This window comes from Paraburkholderia sp. UCT70 (assembly GCF_050434085.1).
GTDB classification, from domain to species: Bacteria; Pseudomonadota; Gammaproteobacteria; order Burkholderiales; family Burkholderiaceae; genus Paraburkholderia; species Paraburkholderia tuberum.
Map to the genome: position 1 here is coordinate 3971199 of NZ_JBNPVZ010000004.1, position 16942 is coordinate 3988140.

Consider the following 16942-nt stretch of genomic DNA (forward strand, 5'->3'; position numbering starts at 1 on the left):
TATTACCGTGGTTTTTAACGCGAATTTTTACCGCGTTTTTACCGGCGATTGTTACCGGTCGAGATCGGTGCGCAGGTCAAAATTTTCCATTGCACGCAAGTGAGCCAATATGATCTCCAAATCCATTTTCAAGGCGTATGACATTCGTGGCGTCATTGGCAAGACGCTCGACGCCGACGCCGCGCGTTCCATCGGTCGCGCATTCGGCAGCGAAGTGCGCGCGCAGGGCGGCGACGCGGTCGTGGTCGCGCGCGACGGACGCCTGTCGGGCCCCGAGCTGATTGGGGCGCTGTCCGACGGCCTGCGTGCGGCCGGCGTCGATGTCGTGAACGTGGGCATGGTGCCCACACCGGTCGGCTACTTCGCGGCGAGCGTACCGTTGAAGCTGGCGGGCGGCGAGCGCCGCGTCGACTCGTGCATCGTCGTGACGGGTAGCCATAATCCGCCGGACTACAACGGCTTCAAGATGGTGCTGCGCGGCGCGGCCATTTACGGCGAGCAGATTCTCGCGCTGCATCAGCGCATCGTCGACGAGAACTTCGCCGACGGCAGCGGCAGCTACGCCGAGTACGACATCGCCGACGCGTATCTCGAGCGCATCGTGAGCGACGTGAAGCTCGCGCGTCCGATCAAGATCGTCGTCGATACCGGCAACGGCGTGGCCGGTGGGCTCGCGCCGAAGCTGTTCAGGAAGCTCGGCTGCGAACTCGTCGAACTGTTCACCGAAGTCGACGGCAACTTCCCGAATCACCACCCCGGACCCGGCGCACCCGGAGAACCTCGAAGACGTGATTCGCGCGCTGAAGGAAACGGATGCGGAAATCGGCTTCGCGTTCGACGGCGACGGCGACCGCCTCGGCGTCGTCACCAAAGACGGCCAGATCATCTACCCGGACCGTCAGCTGATGCTGTTCGCCGAAGAAGTGCTGTCGCGCAACAAGGGAGCGCAGATCATTTACGACGTGAAGTGCACGCGCAATCTCGCGAAGTGGGTCAAGGACAAGGGCGGCGAGCCGCTGATGTGGAAGACCGGCCACTCGCTCGTGAAGGCGAAGCTGCGCGAAACCGGCGCGCCGCTGGCGGGCGAAATGAGCGGCCACGTGTTCTTCAAGGACCGCTGGTATGGGTTCGACGACGGCCTGTACACGGGAGCGCGTCTGCTCGAGATCCTCACGCGTGTCGCCGACCCGAGCAAGCTGCTGAACTCGCTGCCGAACTCGCACTCCACGCCTGAGCTGCAGCTGAAACTCGAAGAAGGCGAGAACTTCGAGCTGATCGCGCGTATGCAGCAGAACGCGAAGTTCACCGGCGCGGACAACGTCGTGAAGATCGACGGTCTGCGCGTCGAGTATCCGGACGGCTTCGGCCTCGCGCGTTCGTCGAACACGACGCCGGTCGTGGTGATGCGTTTCGAGGCCGACAACGACGCGGCGCTCAAACGCATCCAGGACGACTTCCGCCGCGTGATTCTCGCGGAGAAGGCCGATGCGAAACTGCCGTTCTGACGGCTGATGCGGCGCGGCGCTTCGAAGTTCGTTAAGACGGCTCGAAGCGTCGCCCCTACCGAACGCGGCGCGGGTTGCCTTACCGCGCCGCGTTTTTCATGTCTTTCATGGACGGCGCGCTAGAATTGCGGTCCTTTCAACGCATCTTCGAGCCGGATAGCCGGTTTTCTCACTCTTGAGCGCGCAAAAGATACTGATCGTGAGGGTGTCGTCGCTGGGCGACGTCGTTCACAACATGCCCGTGATCGCCGACATCCGGCGCCGTCATCCCGACGCGCAGATCGACTGGCTCGTCGAGGAAAGCTTCGTCGGGCTCGTGGAACTCGTGAGCGGCGTGCGGCGCGCGATTCCGGTGTCGCTGCGGCGCTGGCGCAAGCGCATCCTGTCCGTCGACAACTGGCGCGAGATCGGCGCGTTTCGCCGCGCGCTCGCCGCCGAGCACTACGATCTGGTAATCGACTGCCAGGGCCTCATCAAGACCGCGTGGCTCGCGAACATGGCGCGCGGACCGCTCGTCGGCCTCGGCAACCGTACCGAAGGCGCCGGCTACGAATGGCCGGTGCGCTTTTTCTACGGGCGGCGCGTGCCGATCGCCCCGCGCACGCACGTGGTCGAACGCACGCGTCAACTGGTGGCCGCGGCGCTGAACGATCCGCCGCCGCAACCTACCGACGACATCGACTTCGGTCTCGACACGGGCCGTGCCGCGCTCGCGCTGTCGCAGGCGAATCTGAATCTGCCGGTGCCGTACGTGGTGTTCGTGCACGCGACTTCGCGCGCCGACAAGCAGTGGCCCGATGCCGCGTGGATCGAACTCGGGCAAGCGCTGGTGCGGCGCGGCGCATCGATCGTGCTGCCGTGGGGCAGCGACGCCGAGCGCGCGACCAGCGAGCGCCTCGCGAAGGAGTTCGGCGCGGCCGCGATCGTGCCGCCGAAGCTGTCGCTGCCGGCGGTGGTGGGGCTGATCGATGGCGCGGCCGCGACGGTCGGGGTTGACACAGGTCTGATCCATATCGCGGCGGCGCTGAAGCGGCCCACGGTCGAGTTGTACAATTTCTCGACCGCGTGGCGCACCGGCGGCTACTGGTCGCCGAACGTCGTCAATCTAGGCGCGGCGGGGCAGCCGCCTACGCTGCAGCAGGTGAAGTCGGTGCTCGCCGGCTTCGGGCTGTTGTAACCCGGGCCGGCCGGCATCAGCACCTGCTGCATCCTGTCGGTGCGCTTCGCCTTGCGCACCCTCCGTTCCAAAGGGCGACCATGAACGAATCCCAGATCATCGAAGTAGCGAACGCCGACTGGCACGGCTGCAATCTGTCCGTGCCGCGCGAGACGCTGCTCGCCGGCGTCGAGCGCGGCAAGGTGCTGTACTTCCCGAACCTGCGCTTCGCGATCGACGGTGGCGAACAGGCGCTGCTCGACCCGGCGCTCGCCGATCCGAACCGCAAGAACATCAGTCTCGAACCGAACGGCGGCGCGCTGCATGGCGTGGCCGGCGATGCGGTCACGCAATCGGCGGTGCGCGCGTTGATCGCGCGTTATCAGGCGAATGCGCGCACGCTCGTCGACGGGCTCTTTCCCGAGTACAGCGGCAAGCTGCGTGTCGCGCCGACGAGCCTGCGGCTGCATCAGGTCGAGACACGCGAAACCTCGTGGCGCAAGGACGATAGCCGTCTGCACGTCGACGCGTTTCCGTCGCGGCCGAATTACGGCGAGCGCATCCTGCGCGTGTTCACCAACGTCAATCCCCATGGCGTGCCGCGCGTATGGCGCGTCGGCGAGCCGTTCGAGGATATGGCGCAGCGCTTCCTGCCGCGTATCAAGCCGCAGATGCCCGGCTCCGCGTGGCTGCTGAACCTGCTGCACGTGACCAAATCGCTGCGCAGCGAATACGATCATCTGATGCTCAGTCTGCACGACGGCATGAAGGCCGACCTCGACTATCAGAAGACGAGCCCGCAACAGACCATGCCGTTTCCACCGGGCAGCGTGTGGGTGTGCTTCTCCGACCAGACCTCGCATGCGGTGATGTCCGGCCAGTTCATGCTGGAGCAGACTTTCTTCCTGCCAGTGAAGGCGATGGCGCAGCCGGAATGCGCGCCGCTCGGCATTCTCGAGCGCCTGAAGGGCAGGGCGCTGGTTTGAGCGCGGCGGTCGATTCGAGGACCGGGCAGATGCCGGCCCGCATCGCGCGCGTGAGCGCGCTGCGCCTTCCGAATCACGCGGGGCGCCGATGCTAAGGGCGATCTATCGCGCGCTGTGGTGGCTCATCGCGCCGCTTGCGGTGCTGCGTCTGTTGATCCGTTCGCGTAAGGAGCGCGGTTATCGCGAGCATATCGGCGAGCGCTTCGGTTATTCGCGCGGGCGCTTGTTGGAGGACAGCGCGCCGTTGATCTGGGTGCATGCGGTGTCGGTCGGCGAGACGCGCGCCGCGCAGCCGCTGATCGATGCGCTGATGAAGGCGCGCCCCGACGCGCGCATTCTGCTTACGCACATGACGCCGAGCGGCCGCGCGACCGGCATCGAGATTTTCGGCGACCGCGTGTTGCGCAGTTATCTACCGTACGACATGCCGCATGCGGTACGGCGCTTCTTGCGCGTGTGGCGGCCGTCGCTCGGTCTCGTGATGGAAACCGAGGTGTGGCCGACCCTGATCGACGAGTGCCGTCGCGCCGACGTGCCGCTCGTGCTGACCAACGCGCGGATGTCGGCGCGTTCGTTCAAGCGCGCGGCGAAATTCGGCGGTGCGACGAAGGACGTGTTTGGCGGCTTCGCGCGCGTGCTCGCGCAGAGTCCGTCCGATGCCGAGCGGTTGACCTCGCTCGGCGCGCGCAATGTCGCGGTGCTCGGCAATCTGAAGTTCGACATGAGCACGCCGCCCGAACTCGCGGCACGCGGCCACGCGTGGCGCGCGGCGATCGGCACGCGGCCCGTGTGGGTCGCGGCGAGCACGCGCGAGGGCGAAGAAGCGCTCGTGCTCGAGGCGTTCGCGGCGCTCGGCGTCGACGATGCGCTGCTGATTCTGGTGCCGCGTCATCCGCAGCGCTTCAATGAAGTCGCGGCGCTCGTCGAGAAAGCGGGGTTGCGGCTCGAACGCCGATCGAGTTGGGCGCCCGATGCGAAGGTCGCGTCGGCGGCGCGCACCGCCGACGATGGCGTGGCGCCGCTGCCTCGCGACGTGAACGTGCTGCTCGGCGATTCGATGGGCGAGTTGGGCGCTTACTACGCGGCGTCGGATCTTGCGTTTATCGGCGGCAGTCTGTTGCCGCTTGGCGGGCAGAACCTGATCGAAGCGTGCGCGGTCGGCGTGCCGGTGCTGATCGGGCCGCACGTTTTCAACTTCACGCAAGCCACCGCCGATGCGGTCGCGGCCGGTGCCGCCGTGCAGGTGCAGGATCCGTCCGATCTGGCGCGCGCGCTGCGCGAGCTGTTCGGCGACAAGTCGCGGCGGCTCGCGATGGGCGGTGCGGCTGCCGCGTTTGCGGCGAGGCATCGCGGGGCGACGGCGAGGACGGTGGATGTGTTGGCGGCGTTGTTGCCGGAGTAGGGGTGGGCGGGTGTCGTGCAATGCGGCGTGTTGCGTTTTGCTCGATGCGCAACGATTCCGCTGGACGCTCTCTCTGGCGATGCGATCAAACGACGCCACGAATCTCTCAAACGCCTTGCCATGACTGTTCAGTCGAAAAGCTCGGCAGGAAATGGCTCTCCGGTGCGCCAGGCCACCTCCGGAAAGTCCTGAGGATGCTGCGGCATCTTTATGTTTTTTTTCTCACGGTGTTGTTTAGCCACAGCGTTGCGGCCAATGCTGACATGTTGCATCTCCAGAGATACACGATCGCTGTAACGATCGATGCGAAGCTCGGTACATCGATGCCGCGCCATGGTCCGGACAATCAGATACATCGCATGGAAAAACGTGCGAGCAGCGCTGTGATGCCGCCGATGTAGAGTCTGACGCGCGGCGAAAGCGTGCTGACGGTGGGCAGGCCTTCGACCGGCTGCCGTTCGACGTGTTGCGCTTCTGCCGGGAACAGGTCGAGGTGAGCCGGTGGGGCCTTGGCGAACCGCTGTTCCTGTGGCCGCAAGGATACGGCTGCGTGATACCCGAATTGCGGGTCTTGCTTGCGCATCTAGATTTCGAGAGCGAACATCCGCGCGACTGAATTCCCGTAGCGCGCGACCGAACGCGCCGCAGCTTGCGGCAAAAGCGTTTGACAGTTGTTCGCTTAAATTCAGATGTCGGCTAATTGACGCTGCTTGTCTGTGTGTCATCGTGGTGCGGCCCTATTCATCCAGGAGCGCACCGAATCCATGACGAGCAATCTCGCACCGAATGCACCACCGACACCACAGCCACATGTAGCGCGTCTCAAGCAACCGGCATTCGCCTTTCCCTTCCTCCGCAAGCCGCAAGGCAATATCACGGCATCAGCACAGTTCACTGATGAGCATGACGTTTTCCGGCTGCTCGCGGCAAGCGAGCCGTCCGGCTCGTATCTCGCTAGCCGCAAGGGTCTGTGGCATGGTGGGATACATGTCACTGAGGGCGGCGCAGGTCAGGCGCTGGACCTTGACGCGGGACTACGCTGCATCGCAGATGGCGTGCTGGTCGCCTACCGCGCCGACAGCGACTATCCGGTCAGCCAACTGGCACTGGGCGGCAGCAACATGCCGTTTCAGGCGCCCTACAGTACGGGCTTTGCTCTCGTGCGCCATGAGATGGAGTTTCCGCGCGGCACGAAGCTGACATTCTACAGCCTGTACATGCACCTGATGTCCAACGCCGACTATGACAGCAACTTCCCTAAGCGGCAGAAACCGGCGTACTGATCGCGGCAGTGGCAGCTAACGCAGTACGCACAGGACAAGCCCCTGCCGGGTCGCAGCGGCCAGATTGCCGACCCGTCGCAGGTAGGTTTGCACGTGCGCAAGACGCCTAACGGCTCCGTTCTCGGCATCCTTGCGCAGGGTGCGAGCGTCAGCATAGGCAAAATGCAAACGGTGCACGGCGCAGCGTGGGGCCAGGTAACCGGCCTGAACGGTGCGACGCTGCACGCGCCCGTAGCGGGTGACTATGTCGCGCCCGCCGTGGCTATCAACGGCTGGATTTACCTAGGTGCGCAGAACGGCGGCCCGGTTGCCGAAGAGAACATCTCTGATTCGAATTTCGACTGTGTGATTGTCATCACTGATCAGGCGTGCAGCCCGGAACCCGGATGGCGCACATCGAGGTGTTCTGCGGCGAGGGGATCAGGCAGTTCATCGAGGCCGGACGCGCGTGGATCAAGACCAACTGTGCAAATCCGAAGCAGTGGAGTCAACTCGGTCTGCCCGCAGATCCGACGATCCTGCGCGTTGAGCGTGGAACGACTCTGTACCGTGACCATGGGCAACCCGGTCGGGATCCGAAACAGACCGATGTGATCCAGGTTTGCGCGTTTGCCACGCTGCCGCAGGATGCGGATCACCTGTTCATCGAAAAAGATCCCGGCGCCGACAGGGACAAGTGGCGCTGGTGGAAAGTGGACGCCGCCGATGTGCAACGCAATCCGATCTCAGGGTGGGTGCGTGAGCAGAGCTTTGCCGGCGGTCGCGTTACCCGTGAGTTTTCGCAAAGCTGGATCGATTTCGGGTGTCATGACGGGGAGCACGATCCGACGCACACCATTTTCGCGACCACTGGCGACTATGTGGACTATGCGCTCGGAAGTGATGTGCCCGGTGCGGGTTCTCTTGGCAAGCTGAGTCCGCTCATGAGTTCACTCTACCGTGTGCTCTATCCAACCGGAGACGGCGTACACGCGGCGGACGATCTTTGCAGTGTAGGACGAAGCCCTCAGAATTCCGGATTTCCGTGGGTCGCGGTTCGGGCATCGCGTCTCATTCCGAAGCACGAAAGCGAATGGGCCAACCCGGCAAAGTGGCAGGCGCTGATCAGTGCAATCGAGCAGCGCACCGGGCCAAAGCCTGAGCATGAAGAGGAAAAAAAGCGTATCGCGAAGCTTGTTTGGTGGGACGAGGTTGCGGCTAGAGTCCCTGGCTTTCCCGGCTCCGATGTGTATCACATCAATCCGATTGGGCTGGTGGGGAATTTTGGTCAAGGTTCCGCGCATCCGTTTATTACCATCCATGGACAACGAATCGAACTTCAGTTTTTACTGAAATCCAATGGCCAGCCGCTTAACGAAAAAGCCTATACCGATGCCGCTACGGAGTTGGGGTGTGAGGTGCAAGCAATTAAGGCGGTTGCAAAAAACGGAAACAGGTTCGTTAGGCCAGTACTTTAAACCCGACCAAGAATTGGCTTCGGGGGATGATTTGGTGCCAACTATTCTCTTCGAACGACATCTGTTTCATCGCGCAACCCACGGTAATTACGATCAAAGCCATCCCCACATTTCCAATCCCCTACAAGGCGGTTACGGGAGAAAAACGGTTCAATACGAAAAATTAATGGAAGCATATGCGCTCGACTCAAATGCGGCACTGCTTTCTTCATCTTGGGGACGATTTCAGATATTAGGAAGCAATTTCAAGGCGACGGGCTTCCATAATGTGCAAGACTATGTTGCGTCGGTGAGTGAGTCTGAGCTTTATCAACTTCGGGCGTTTGTTTCTTTTATCAAGGCAGATCCGGTCTTGAAAAAGGCTCTGTCCGGTAAAGACTGGCATGGGTTCGCAGTGAGATACAACGGTCCAACGCAAGAGGGCTACGATGAAACTATCGCAAGAAATTATAGGGAGCAAGGTGGGCGATGAAATCAATCAAGTATGTAATCTGCGCGATGACGCTGTTTGGCGGCGCTTTTTGCGAGTTGGCTATAGCTGCGCCCTCGCTATGCAAGTCACCGGAATCTGTGGTTTTTTCCTGCTTGACTATGGCTTCAAAAACTATCGCGTTGTGCATGGATAAGCGCACTCAAACGATAACTTATCGATTTGGGAAGCCTGGAGAAATAGAGATGTCCTATTCTGCAAAACAAGGAGATGAAGGGGAATTTTATTATAATCACTATTTTCGACAGAATGTTGATTACACGCGGATTCATTTCATAAGGGCGGGGTACGAATACTCGGTATTCCGGAATTATGACGCTACCGAATCTCAAGTTTCCAACTATGGTGTGGCGGTATCTAAGAATGGGGGCGATGAACGGCAGATTAAATGCCAATCGCAAGTGATTGATAACATGTCAATAATCCTTAAGCATTTGAGGTGCGATGAGAGTAGCGCGCTTGGCTGCTCTTGAGTTTCATTGGCTTTGTTGCGATTAGGGCCGATGGTAAATCACTCCTCCATACACATGCGCTGCCTCGCGCTTCAGTGGGACAACACGCGCCGCGCGTGTGCACGGCACGCGTTACGATTGGCAAAGGCGTTTCGAGGTGGGTTGCGATGCGTGCCGCCCATTGTCCGCTACCGAAGTGGGGTGGCGTGCTGCAAGCGAGAGCCAGATGCGAGCGGTGTTTGATCGAATTCGCCTACAGAGCACCGACATGGCAGTAGAAAGCAAAAAGCAAAAAGCTCAGTTGGTTAAAGTCCTAGGCATTCCCCGAATGCGATGTGTTCACGTCAATCCGAATGGGCTGTCGATGAATTTCCTGCGGGGTACCCATTCGCAACGTATTGCGGAAGCAGTGGAGGCAGTTGATGCTAAAAAATCGACAATTTGATTTCGCAATAAAATCTTTGCTGCTCATCGCTTTGATTTTCGTCGCATCATGGAGTGCTGACATCAATTGGCACCGTTCAAACGAATCTCCATCTTGGAAAAATCGAAAGCATCGATGCACGATCAAACCAAAATTATTCAAGAGATGAGGTTAATTTTTTTGTGAGGCAGATTGCTGCGTTTAATTCATCAGCGTTGTCAGAGCCATCAAATGCATATTCTGCGCCGATGCTGCTGCTTGGCCAGGGAAAATTTCTGACGCCAGAGGCCGAATTGAGGTCTTCGGCTCTTTGCGGGAACAAAGAAATATCCGATGATCCGGTCTTGTTGCAGGCAATGAAGAGAGTGATTGGTTGTGATGCTCAAACCTATGGCAGTATTCAGGCTCCAAATGAGAGGGCGGTAGTTAGTAATAGGGCATTCTTTTTAACTCCCCAAAATCACTAGGCATTGAAAAATCTTACTTGATTAAAGGGGATATGGATCAATTTCGAATGTCAAGACTAGGACCACGATCCGCCGCACACAATTTTCGCGACAACAGACATTCCCAAACCCACCCTCACACCTTCAACAACCCCTTCTTTTCAATAAACTTCACCACATCATCAAGACCCTCGAGCGCCTTCAGATTACACATCACAAACGGCCGCTCGCCGCGCATCTTCTTCGCATCGGATGCCATCACATCGAGGTTCGCGCCCACCAGCGGCGCGAGATCGGTCTTGTTGATCACGAGCAGATCCGACTTCGTGATCCCTGGTCCGCCCTTGCGCGGAATCTTCTCGCCGCCCGCGACGTCGATCACGTAGATCGTCAGGTCCGACAGCTCCGGGCTGAAAGTCGCCGCGAGGTTGTCGCCGCCCGATTCGATGAACACGATGTCCGCATCCGGAAAACGCGTGAGCATGCGGTCGACCGCTTCGAGGTTGATCGATGCGTCCTCGCGGATCGCGGTGTGCGGGCAGCCGCCCGTCTCGACGCCCATGATGCGCTCGGCCGGCAGCGCGCCCGCGACGGTCAGCAGACGCTGATCCTCTTTCGTATAGATGTCGTTCGTGATCGCGACGAGGTCGTACTGGTCGCGCATCGCCTTGCACAGCATTTCGAGCAGCGTGGTCTTGCCCGAGCCGACCGGGCCGCCGACGCCCACGCGCAGCGGCGGCAGCTTCTTCGTGCGGATAGGGGTAGCGGAAGCGGAATGATGAGATGCGTTCATGATGGATCGTGTGATCGTGCTACGAGCGGAAGAGCCGCGAATACTGCGACTCGTGGCGCGCCGACAGAATGCCGAGCTGCGGCGCGAACGTGTTGAGGTCGTCACGCGAGGTCGCCAGCGCGCGCGCGACGGCCGCGTCGATCGGCTCACGCAGCGCGACGATGATGCGTTGCCCCGCGAGTTGGCCGAGCGGCACCGCCTTCAACGCGGCGGCGGTCTGGTTCTCGACCCAGCTGAACGCATAGGCGGCGAGCGCGGCATCGACCGGAGCATTGTGCGCGTGAGCGGCGAATGCGAACGCGCTCGGCTGCGCGAGTGGCGTCAGCGACGCGAGCGTTTCGCGCCTCGCCACGTCGCCCCATTCGAGCGACACACACAGCTGTCGCAGCGACCAGCCCATCTGCTCCGTTTCGCGGCGCAGTTCGGCGGACTCGCGGCTCGCGAGGAATTCGGCGTTGGCGTCGGCGAGTTCCACGGCGTCGTGGGTGCGCCAGCGTTCAATCTGCTGCGCGAGGAACGGCAACTCGCCGCGCGCGAGCACGTCGGTCAGGCCGCGTTCGATCCATATGCGCGCGGAGTCGGCATCAGTGATGAGCAGCGATTCAATCGCCGCTTCGAGACCCTGCGAATAGCTGAACGCGCCAATCGGCAGTGCTGGCGACGCGAGATGCAGCAGCGCGGTGAATTCAGCGATGCGCATGACGATGCGGGTGGTGTCCATGTCCGCACGATTCGTCGTGCACGTGGTCATGGTCGTGATCGTGATCGTGATCGTGCGGGTGCGAAGAGCCCTCATGGGCATGAGCATGCTCATGCCCATGATGCTCACCAAACACCTGTTGCGCGATCGCATAGTCCTCGGCGAACGTCTCGTCGTGCCCATGCTTATGTCCACCGCCATACGCCCCGGTCTCAGGCTGAAACGGCAGCGACACCTGCTCGACCGTCGCGCCGATGCGTTTGAGCATGTCGGCGAGCACCGGATCGTATTCGAGCTTCAGATAATCGGCGCCCACTTCGACCGGCGTATGACGATTGCCGAGGTGATAGGCGGCGCGCGTCAACGTCAACGCGTCCGATGCGCGTACGACAAGCACGGCTTCATCAGCCGCAACGACACGCACGAGCCCGCCATCATCGGCGACGAGCACGTCGCCATCGCGCAGCACGGTGCCGCGCGGCAACAGCAATGCGATTTCCTCGCCGTCATCGAGCGTCGCGGCAAGACGGCTCTTGCGACGTTCATCGAACGCGAGCGTCAAGGTCGGCGCGCGCTTGACGAGTACCGGCGCGATCTTCAGATGCGGCGCGAGAAGTTTGTTCAGTGTACGCATGATCAGAACAGGAAATAGCGTTGCGCCATCGGCAGCACGGTGGCCGGATCGCAGGTCAGCAACTGGCCGTCGGCGATCACCTGGTAGGTTTCCGGATCGACGCTGATGTTCGGGCGCCACGCGTTGTGAATCATGTCGGCCTTCGTCACGTTGCGGCAGTTCTTCACCGCGACAATGCGCTTGTGCAAACCATAGCGTTCGGCCACATTCGCATCGGCGGCGAGTTGCGACACGAAGGTCAGCGACGTGCGGCCCAGCGCTCCGCCGCGCGTCGCGAACATCTCGCGATAGTGCACGGGTTGCGGCGTCGGAATCGATGCATTCGGATCGCCCATCTGCGCCATCGCGATCATGCCGCCCTTCAGGATCAGCGACGGCTTGATGCCAAAGAACGCCGGCTCCCAGAACACGAGGTCGGCCCACTTGCCCGGTTCGATCGAACCGACTTCATGCGCGATGCCGTGCGTGATCGCCGGATTGATCGTGTACTTCGCGACATAGCGTTTCGCGCGGAAATTGTCGTGGCGCGCGTTGTCCTCGGGCAGCGCGCCGCGTTGCACCTTCATCTTGTGCGCGGTCTGCCACGTGCGGATGATCACTTCGCCGACGCGGCCCATCGCCTGCGAATCCGAAGAAAGCATCGACAGCGCGCCGAGATCGTGCAGGATGTCCTCGGCGGCGATCGTCTCGCGGCGAATCCGCGATTCGGCGAACGCGATGTCTTCGGCAATCGACGGATCGAGGTGATGGCACACCATCAGCATGTCGAGATGCTCGTCGAGCGTGTTGACCGTGTAGGGTCGCGTCGGATTCGTCGACGACGGCAGCACGTTCGCTTCGCCGCACACCTTGATGATGTCCGGGGCGTGGCCGCCGCCCGCGCCCTCGGTGTGATAGGTGTGGATCGTGCGGCCCTTGAACGCGGCGACGGTCGCTTCGACGAAGCCCGCTTCGTTTAGCGTATCGGTGTGGATCGCGACCTGCGTGTCGGTATCGTCGGCGACGCCAAGGCAGTTGTCGATCGCCGCGGGTGTCGTGCCCCAGTCCTCGTGCAGCTTCAGGCCGATCGCGCCCGCGGCGATCTGTTCGGTCAGCGGGGCTGGCTGGCTCACGTTGCCCTTGCCGAGAAAGCCGAGGTTCATCGGATAGCCGTCGGCCGCTTGCAGCATGCGTTCGAGATGCCACGGCCCCGGTGTGCAGGTGGTCGCATTCGTGCCGGTCGCGGGGCCGGTGCCGCCGCCGAGCATCGTCGTCACGCCGCTCGCGAGTGCTTCCTCGATCTGCTGCGGGCTGATGAAGTGGATGTGCGTATCGATGCCGCCCGCGGTCACGATCAGCCCTTCGCCCGCGATCACTTCGGTGGAGGCTCCAATCGCGATCGTCACATTCGGCTGGATGTCGGGATTGCCGGCCTTGCCGATCGCCGCGATGCGGCCGTCCTTGATGCCGATGTCGGCCTTCACGACGCCCCAGTGATCGAGGATCACCGCGTTCGTCACGACGGTATCGACGACCTCGGCATGCACACGCTGCGACTGGCCCATGCCGTCGCGAATCACCTTGCCGCCGCCGAACTTGACCTCTTCGCCGTAGGTCGTGAAGTCGCGCTCGATCTCGATCAGCAGTTCGGTGTCGGCGAGGCGCACGCGATCGCCGGTGGTGGGGCCGAACATCTCCGCGTACGCGCGGCGGCCAATGCGTAGTGTCATGGTGTGGGTCCGAAATGAGCGACAGGCAAGGCAAGGCGGAGCAGGGCGGTCGAAACGCCAGGGCGCGGGCAGCGCATCACAGCTTGCCCATCACCTTGCCGTTGAAGCCGTAGACGATGCGCTCGCCGGCCAGCGCGACGAGTTCGACGGTGCGCTCCTGACCGGGCTCGAAGCGCACCGCGGTGCCCGCAGCGATGTTCAGGCGAAAGCCGCGCGCCGCTTCGCGATCGAACGACAGCGCGTCGTTCACCTCGTAGAAATGGTAATGCGAGCCGATCTGCACGGGACGGTCGCCGGTATTCGACACGACCACCGTGACCGTCGCGCGGCCCGCGTTCAGTTCGTGCTCGCCGTCGTCGATGAGGAGTTCGCCGGGAATCATGGGGCCTGCCTTGACGAAGAGGAGTTCAGGGAATCGGGTGATGGACGGTGACAAGCTTGGTGCCGTCGGGAAACGTCGCTTCGACCTGGATGTCGGGGATCATCTCGGGCACGCCCTCCATCACGTCGGCGCGCGTGAGCAGCGTGGTGCCATAGTGCATCACCTCGGCGACGCTCTTGCCGTCGCGCGCGGCTTCCATCAGCGCGGCGGTGATGAAGGCGACCGCCTCCGGATAGTTCAGCTTGAGGCCGCGCGCGCGGCGCCGTTCGGCGAGCAGCGCGGCGGTGAAGATCAGCAGCTTGTCCTTCTCGCGAGGTGTCAGCTTCATCGGGTGTGGGTCTCGGCGTTTGATGTGTCGTGGCGGCGTCGTGGTCGCGTCGCGGTGACGGGGGCCTGGCGTCGCGCGATCATCCGGTCACGGTATCAAGTCCGGCTAACGGCGCGCTTACAACTACGTTTGCGACCGCGCATGCCACCGCGTCTGCAAAATTACAGATCGGCGGGCAGCGGTGCGCCGAACCACTTCTTCGACATCGCACCGAGCGTGCCGTCGTGTTTGGCCTGGGCGATCGCGGCATCGACCTTCTGTTGCAGGCGCGGCTCGTTCTTGTTCATGCCGACGAAGCACGGCGAGTTCTTGATCACGAACTTCGGCTCCGGACGGCGCGGCGGATTCTTCGCGAGGATCGCCGCCGCGACGATGTTGCCGGCCGCGATCAGCTGCACCTGGCCGGACAGGAACGCGGCGATCGTCGCGTTGTTGTCCTCGAAGCGCTTGATCGTCGCGTTCGGCGCCATCTGCGTGAGACCGATTTCCTCGAGCGCGCCGCGCGTCGCGCCGACGGTCTTGCCGGTGAGATCGGCGGGACCGCTCACCTTGATGTCGGCGGGACCGAACACGCCCTGGTAGTACGGCGCGTACGCGTTCGAAAAGTCGATCACCTTTTCGCGCTCCGGCGTTTTGCCGAGCGACGAGATCACGAGGTCGACCTTGCCCGTTTGCAGATACGGAATGCGGTTCGCGCTGTTGACCGGCACGAGTTCGAGCTTCACGTTCATCGCTTTGGCGAGCAGCGCGGCCGTGTCGATGTCATAGCCCTGCGGCTTCATGTCGAGGCCGACCGAGCCGAACGGCGGATAGTCCTCGGGCACGGCGACCTTCAGCACGCCGGCCTTGGCGATGTCGTCGAGCGTGTCGGCGTGCGCGGAGCCCGCATGAAACGCGAGATCGGCGACGATGGGCAGGGCGAGCAATGCGGCCAGCAGGGCGCGGCGCGCGGAGCGGGAGAGAGTGCGGGTCATGGGCGTGAGCAGTGGTGGTGTCGGTGTCGGGTCCTCGCTGGCTTCATCGTGGCCGGCCGCGAAGTGGCGAGTGCAACGCAAGCTGTGTGCCATCCCCCCTGTGGCGTGGCGGGGCGGCGTGCGACGCCAGTTCGCGCACATGGTTGGGGCGTGCGCGTGCGCCGCCTTGGTGCGCAAAGAGCGTGATGAAGACGAAAGCGGGAAGCCGCGCTCTCAGGTCGACCAGATCCGCAACGGCACCGCCGCGACACCATGCACGACCGGCCGCAATTGCAGCCAACAGCGCGTGAGCGCGTGCTGCAGCGTTTCCATCGAGCGCGACACCGCGCGCACGAGCAGCACGCCGTTCGTCACGCACGAGGCGGCTGCTCGCAACGTGTCGTCGAACGGCAGTTGCGCGCTCAGCGATTCGGCGAGCGCGTCGTCGCAAGCGGCGCCTACGGCCCACAGCGTGCCGTAGGCCGGAAAGCCGGCGAGCCCCTGCGGCGCGTCGCGCAGCGGATCGTCGGCGGTGAGGCTCGCGCGTTCGAACCACAGCAGCTCGCCATTCGCGCCGACGATGCGCGACACCGCGCGCAAGCTACCCGCCGACCAGCGTTCGCCGGCCGCCTGGCGTCCGAGCTGGGTCGCGTCCCAGCCGATTGCGCTCGCGCCGTCCGCGAGCGTCAGCGAAAAATCGAGATGCGCGTTCGCGTGATCGAACACGATGTTGTTCTGCGGCAGCCAGTCGAGCTTCGCGTGCTCACCGACACGCAGCGCGATGCGCTGCCGCGCCGCGCGGCCGTTCGACTTGTACCACTTGGTTGCGCCCGGCGTCGTCAGCACCGCGTGCGTGTGCGCGGCGAGCGTGATGTCGATGTCGAGCTGATCGCCACCCGCGACGCCGCCGGGCGGATGCACGATCACCGCGTGACAGATCGACGGGCCTTCCGGATAGAGCGGCCGTTGCACGCGCAGCGGTCCGTCGTGCAGCCGGTGCGCGAGCGTCGTGCGAGCGTCGCCGCCGACGAAGCCGAGTTCGAGTCGCGCGCGCCACGGCGTGTGCGCGGCGGCGAGCGTGGCGTGGTTTTCGTGAAGCGACATGCGGATGGATTGGGGAATCGGCGTGCGACGAGGATAGCACGCGTGTCGAAGCGCGGAAGCCGCGGAAGCGGCTACGAAGCGGCCCCCTCGGGCGAGGCCTCGGTCACCGACAGCACCTTGATGCCCTCCCACTGCGGATGCAACAGTCGCAGCAACGCAAGGATCGCGCGGGGGGTGTTTTCCTGGACGGTCAACGAGTCGCTGCCTGTCTGGATTGCTTTCTTGCCATGTTGGCAATACTGATATTCGACGTGAACCGTCACGGACATGCTTTTCTCCCTCTATATCGATTTTGTGTCGCCGACCCAGGCCGTATCGCGGCGGCGTCTAGCGTACGAGTGTCGGCTCGGCGTGATCGTCCACGCCCCGTTCCGCGCGATTGATGAATCCGCAGTCGAGCAACAGCTGACAGAAAGCTTCCGGCGAACACGACGGCCCGGTCGTCCCGGCCATTCTCGCGAGAACGTCGGGGAACGACGCGAGCACGTGCCAGCTGTCGTAATACGCGTGCAGCTGGGGCGCGAGTTCGTTGCCGAGCTTCTCCCAGCGCACCGACAGCATGCCGACCGTACCGCCGCTGTCCACTTCGAATAGACCAAAAGTGACCGCCGACACGACGTTCATCACCCTGCAATAGGAGGCTGGGTTTCTGTAAAACTCGCGTCTGACCTGCTTGTTGTCGTCCATGGTGTCCACCTCGTCGAACCGTTGCGGCGTTGCCTAGCCTGTGTAACGGTT

Annotated in this window: 22 protein-coding genes and 1 pseudogene; 11 read left to right on the forward strand and 12 right to left on the reverse strand. The window is 62.6% G+C overall.

The genetic code is table 11. From position 1 onward, the window contains the following. Nucleotides 1-109: 109 nt before the first annotated feature. The 5 genes and pseudogenes from OKW41_RS44010 to waaA all read left to right on the forward strand — a co-directional run. Nucleotides 110-1154, forward strand: a pseudogene (locus tag OKW41_RS44010) (hypothetical protein); the annotation flags it as partial. Nucleotides 1155-1283: 129 nt separating this feature from the next. Beyond that, the gene (locus OKW41_RS44015; protein ID WP_429576563.1) at nt 1284-1505 is read left to right on the forward strand and encodes a hypothetical protein; all 222 of its coding nucleotides are present in this window, start codon (nt 1284-1286) and stop codon (nt 1503-1505) included. A 175-nt stretch (nt 1506-1680) separates the two neighbouring features. Then, nucleotides 1681-2682, forward strand: a complete 1002-nt coding sequence (waaC, locus tag OKW41_RS44020; RefSeq protein WP_429576301.1) for a lipopolysaccharide heptosyltransferase I — start codon at nt 1681-1683, stop codon at nt 2680-2682. An 80-nt stretch (nt 2683-2762) separates the two neighbouring features. Next, nucleotides 2763-3647, forward strand: coding sequence for a Kdo hydroxylase family protein (locus tag OKW41_RS44025; RefSeq protein ID WP_429452826.1), 885 nt, complete (start codon nt 2763-2765; stop codon nt 3645-3647). An 88-nt stretch (nt 3648-3735) separates the two neighbouring features. Next, the gene (gene waaA, locus OKW41_RS44030; protein ID WP_429576302.1) at nt 3736-5049 is read left to right on the forward strand and encodes a lipid IV(A) 3-deoxy-D-manno-octulosonic acid transferase; all 1314 of its coding nucleotides are present in this window, start codon (nt 3736-3738) and stop codon (nt 5047-5049) included. A gap of 128 nt (nt 5050-5177) precedes the next feature. Here waaA and OKW41_RS44035 read toward each other — a convergent pair whose 3' ends face one another. Next, nucleotides 5178-5405, reverse strand: coding sequence for a hypothetical protein (locus OKW41_RS44035; RefSeq protein WP_429576303.1), 228 nt, complete (start codon nt 5403-5405; stop codon nt 5178-5180). Then, on the reverse strand, nt 5396-5632 hold the full coding sequence (locus OKW41_RS44040; RefSeq protein WP_429452823.1) for a hypothetical protein: 237 nt from the start codon (nt 5630-5632) through the stop codon (nt 5396-5398). Before OKW41_RS44040 ends, OKW41_RS44035 begins: the two co-directional genes overlap by 10 nt. Nucleotides 5633-5813: 181 nt before the next feature. Between OKW41_RS44040 and OKW41_RS44045 the strand changes: the two genes are divergently transcribed. The 6 genes from OKW41_RS44045 to OKW41_RS44070 all read left to right on the forward strand — a co-directional run bounded on the left by OKW41_RS44045 (nt 5814) and on the right by OKW41_RS44070 (nt 9622). Further along, nucleotides 5814-6332, forward strand: coding sequence for a hypothetical protein (locus OKW41_RS44045; RefSeq protein ID WP_429576304.1), 519 nt, complete (start codon nt 5814-5816; stop codon nt 6330-6332). Between the two features lie 386 nt (nt 6333-6718). Further along, entirely contained in the window at nt 6719-7789 is a 1071-nt protein-coding gene (locus OKW41_RS44050; protein WP_429576305.1) for a hypothetical protein, read from the forward strand. Then, on the forward strand, nt 7749-8261 hold the full coding sequence (locus OKW41_RS44055) for an N-acetylmuramidase domain-containing protein (protein ID WP_429576306.1): 513 nt from the start codon (nt 7749-7751) through the stop codon (nt 8259-8261). The genes OKW41_RS44050 and OKW41_RS44055 overlap by 41 nt, the downstream gene beginning before the upstream one ends. Next, nucleotides 8258-8752, forward strand: a complete 495-nt coding sequence (locus OKW41_RS44060; protein WP_429576307.1) for a hypothetical protein — start codon at nt 8258-8260, stop codon at nt 8750-8752. The genes OKW41_RS44055 and OKW41_RS44060 overlap by 4 nt, the downstream gene beginning before the upstream one ends. 247 nt (nt 8753-8999) lie before the next feature. Next, complete coding sequence (locus OKW41_RS44065) at nt 9000-9176, forward strand: hypothetical protein (RefSeq protein ID WP_429452815.1); 177 nt, start codon at nt 9000-9002, stop codon at nt 9174-9176. A gap of 53 nt (nt 9177-9229) precedes the next feature. Further along, nucleotides 9230-9622 carry a hypothetical protein gene (locus OKW41_RS44070; RefSeq protein WP_429576308.1) on the forward strand — a complete coding sequence of 131 codons (393 nt, stop codon included), beginning with the start codon at nt 9230-9232 and terminating at the stop codon, nt 9620-9622. Nucleotides 9623-9737: 115 nt separating this feature from the next. Here OKW41_RS44070 and ureG read toward each other — a convergent pair whose 3' ends face one another. From ureG to OKW41_RS44120, 10 genes are all read right to left on the reverse strand, one after another. Next, on the reverse strand, nt 9738-10394 hold the full coding sequence (ureG, locus tag OKW41_RS44075; RefSeq protein WP_429576309.1) for an urease accessory protein UreG: 657 nt from the start codon (nt 10392-10394) through the stop codon (nt 9738-9740). 19 nt (nt 10395-10413) lie between these two features. Further along, on the reverse strand, nt 10414-11094 hold the full coding sequence (locus OKW41_RS44080) for an urease accessory protein UreF (RefSeq protein ID WP_429576564.1): 681 nt from the start codon (nt 11092-11094) through the stop codon (nt 10414-10416). Then, nucleotides 11081-11728, reverse strand: coding sequence for an urease accessory protein UreE (ureE, locus tag OKW41_RS44085; RefSeq protein ID WP_429576310.1), 648 nt, complete (start codon nt 11726-11728; stop codon nt 11081-11083). Before ureE ends, OKW41_RS44080 begins: the two co-directional genes overlap by 14 nt. 2 nt (nt 11729-11730) lie before the next feature. After that, the gene (ureC, locus tag OKW41_RS44090) at nt 11731-13437 is read right to left on the reverse strand and encodes an urease subunit alpha (RefSeq protein WP_429576311.1); all 1707 of its coding nucleotides are present in this window, start codon (nt 13435-13437) and stop codon (nt 11731-11733) included. A gap of 76 nt (nt 13438-13513) precedes the next feature. Continuing rightward, on the reverse strand, nt 13514-13819 hold the full coding sequence (locus OKW41_RS44095; RefSeq protein WP_018419648.1) for an urease subunit beta: 306 nt from the start codon (nt 13817-13819) through the stop codon (nt 13514-13516). A gap of 25 nt (nt 13820-13844) precedes the next feature. After that, nucleotides 13845-14147 carry an urease subunit gamma gene (gene ureA, locus OKW41_RS44100; RefSeq protein WP_008923043.1) on the reverse strand — a complete coding sequence of 101 codons (303 nt, stop codon included), beginning with the start codon at nt 14145-14147 and terminating at the stop codon, nt 13845-13847. Nucleotides 14148-14308: 161 nt separating this feature from the next. Continuing rightward, nucleotides 14309-15121 (reverse strand): transporter substrate-binding domain-containing protein, encoded by an 813-nt coding sequence (locus tag OKW41_RS44105; protein WP_429452807.1) that lies wholly within the window; start codon nt 15119-15121, stop codon nt 14309-14311. A 213-nt stretch (nt 15122-15334) separates the two neighbouring features. After that, the gene (locus tag OKW41_RS44110) at nt 15335-16204 is read right to left on the reverse strand and encodes an urease accessory protein UreD (RefSeq protein ID WP_429576312.1); all 870 of its coding nucleotides are present in this window, start codon (nt 16202-16204) and stop codon (nt 15335-15337) included. Nucleotides 16205-16275: 71 nt separating this feature from the next. Next, the gene (locus tag OKW41_RS44115; RefSeq protein ID WP_018419651.1) at nt 16276-16473 is read right to left on the reverse strand and encodes a hypothetical protein; all 198 of its coding nucleotides are present in this window, start codon (nt 16471-16473) and stop codon (nt 16276-16278) included. A gap of 58 nt (nt 16474-16531) precedes the next feature. Further along, a complete protein-coding gene (locus tag OKW41_RS44120) occupies nt 16532-16891 on the reverse strand; it encodes a hypothetical protein (RefSeq protein WP_260336301.1) in 360 nt (119 codons plus the stop codon). Between the last annotated feature and the right edge of the window lie 51 nt (nt 16892-16942).

Excerpts from the sequence above, each read along its gene's own strand:
- OKW41_RS44015 (WP_429576563.1), top strand. The coding sequence starts at position 1,284 with ATGCAGCAGAACGCGAAGTTCACCGGCGCGGACAACGTCGTGAAGATC.
- OKW41_RS44025 (WP_429452826.1), top strand. The coding sequence starts at position 2,763 with ATGAACGAATCCCAGATCATCGAAGTAGCGAACGCCGACTGGCACGGC.
- waaA (WP_429576302.1), top strand. The coding sequence starts at position 3,736 with ATGCTAAGGGCGATCTATCGCGCGCTGTGGTGGCTCATCGCGCCGCTT.
- OKW41_RS44035 (WP_429576303.1), bottom strand. The coding sequence starts at position 5,405 with ATGTATCTGATTGTCCGGACCATGGCGCGGCATCGATGTACCGAGCTT.
- OKW41_RS44040 (WP_429452823.1), bottom strand. The coding sequence starts at position 5,632 with ATGCGCAAGCAAGACCCGCAATTCGGGTATCACGCAGCCGTATCCTTG.
- OKW41_RS44045 (WP_429576304.1), top strand. The coding sequence starts at position 5,814 with ATGACGAGCAATCTCGCACCGAATGCACCACCGACACCACAGCCACAT.
- OKW41_RS44050 (WP_429576305.1), top strand. The coding sequence starts at position 6,719 with ATGGCGCACATCGAGGTGTTCTGCGGCGAGGGGATCAGGCAGTTCATC.
- OKW41_RS44060 (WP_429576307.1), top strand. The coding sequence starts at position 8,258 with ATGAAATCAATCAAGTATGTAATCTGCGCGATGACGCTGTTTGGCGGC.
- OKW41_RS44065 (WP_429452815.1), top strand. The coding sequence starts at position 9,000 with ATGGCAGTAGAAAGCAAAAAGCAAAAAGCTCAGTTGGTTAAAGTCCTA.
- ureG (WP_429576309.1), bottom strand. The coding sequence starts at position 10,394 with ATGAACGCATCTCATCATTCCGCTTCCGCTACCCCTATCCGCACGAAG.
- OKW41_RS44080 (WP_429576564.1), bottom strand. The coding sequence starts at position 11,094 with ATGCGCATCGCTGAATTCACCGCGCTGCTGCATCTCGCGTCGCCAGCA.
- ureE (WP_429576310.1), bottom strand. The coding sequence starts at position 11,728 with ATGCGTACACTGAACAAACTTCTCGCGCCGCATCTGAAGATCGCGCCG.
- ureC (WP_429576311.1), bottom strand. The coding sequence starts at position 13,437 with ATGACACTACGCATTGGCCGCCGCGCGTACGCGGAGATGTTCGGCCCC.
- OKW41_RS44095 (WP_018419648.1), bottom strand. The coding sequence starts at position 13,819 with ATGATTCCCGGCGAACTCCTCATCGACGACGGCGAGCACGAACTGAAC.
- ureA (WP_008923043.1), bottom strand. The coding sequence starts at position 14,147 with ATGAAGCTGACACCTCGCGAGAAGGACAAGCTGCTGATCTTCACCGCC.
- OKW41_RS44105 (WP_429452807.1), bottom strand. The coding sequence starts at position 15,121 with ATGACCCGCACTCTCTCCCGCTCCGCGCGCCGCGCCCTGCTGGCCGCA.
- OKW41_RS44110 (WP_429576312.1), bottom strand. The coding sequence starts at position 16,204 with ATGTCGCTTCACGAAAACCACGCCACGCTCGCCGCCGCGCACACGCCG.
- OKW41_RS44115 (WP_018419651.1), bottom strand. The coding sequence starts at position 16,473 with ATGTCCGTGACGGTTCACGTCGAATATCAGTATTGCCAACATGGCAAG.
- OKW41_RS44120 (WP_260336301.1), bottom strand. The coding sequence starts at position 16,891 with ATGGACGACAACAAGCAGGTCAGACGCGAGTTTTACAGAAACCCAGCC.